This window comes from Variovorax sp. KBW07, assembly GCF_003852515.1.
Classification (GTDB): Bacteria; Pseudomonadota; Gammaproteobacteria; order Burkholderiales; family Burkholderiaceae_C; genus Variovorax.
Genome location: NZ_QAJK01000069.1, coordinates 13,648 through 14,241, shown reverse-complemented (window position 1 = coordinate 14,241; position 594 = coordinate 13,648). Strand labels below are relative to the sequence as shown.

The window sequence follows — 594 nt, the reverse complement described above, 5'->3', positions numbered from 1 at the left end:
CTTCGAGGCGCACATCGAGCAAGGCCCGGTGCTGGAAGACGCGGGCAAGGTGATCGGCGTGGTGCCGGCGGTGCTGGGCCTCTCGTGGTACGACTGCGTGGTGACGGGCATGGAGGCGCATGCGGGCCCGACGCCGATGCACCTGCGCCGCGATGCACTGCAGGTGGCCACGCGGATCATGCAGGAGGTGGTGGCCATCGCGATGCGCTACCAGCCCTATGGGCGCGGCACGGTCGGCATGGTGCAGGTGCACCCGAACAGCCGCAACGTGATTCCGGGACAGGTGAAGTTTTCGGTCGACCTGCGCAACGTGAACGACGAGCTGCTCGACCGCATGCACGGCGAGATTCTCGCGTTCGTCGAGCGCACCGGCCGCGAGACCGGGCTGGGCGTGACCATCGAGCGCGTGTCGTACATCCCGCCCTGCCCGTTCCACCCCGATTGCGTGGACGCGGTGCGCCGCGCGACGGAAAAGCTCGGCTACTCGGCCATGGACGTCGTCTCGGGCGCGGGCCACGACGCGATCTATGCCGCACGGCTGGCGCCGGCCGGCATGATCTTCGTGCCCTGCAAGGACGGCATCAGCCACAACGA

Annotated in this window: 1 protein-coding gene; it reads left to right on the top strand. The window is 68.7% G+C overall.

The features are described from left to right. Nucleotides 1-594, top strand: a 594-nt coding sequence (locus tag DBV14_RS15330; RefSeq protein ID WP_124460015.1) for a hydantoinase/carbamoylase family amidase, incomplete at both ends; no start/stop codon positions are given.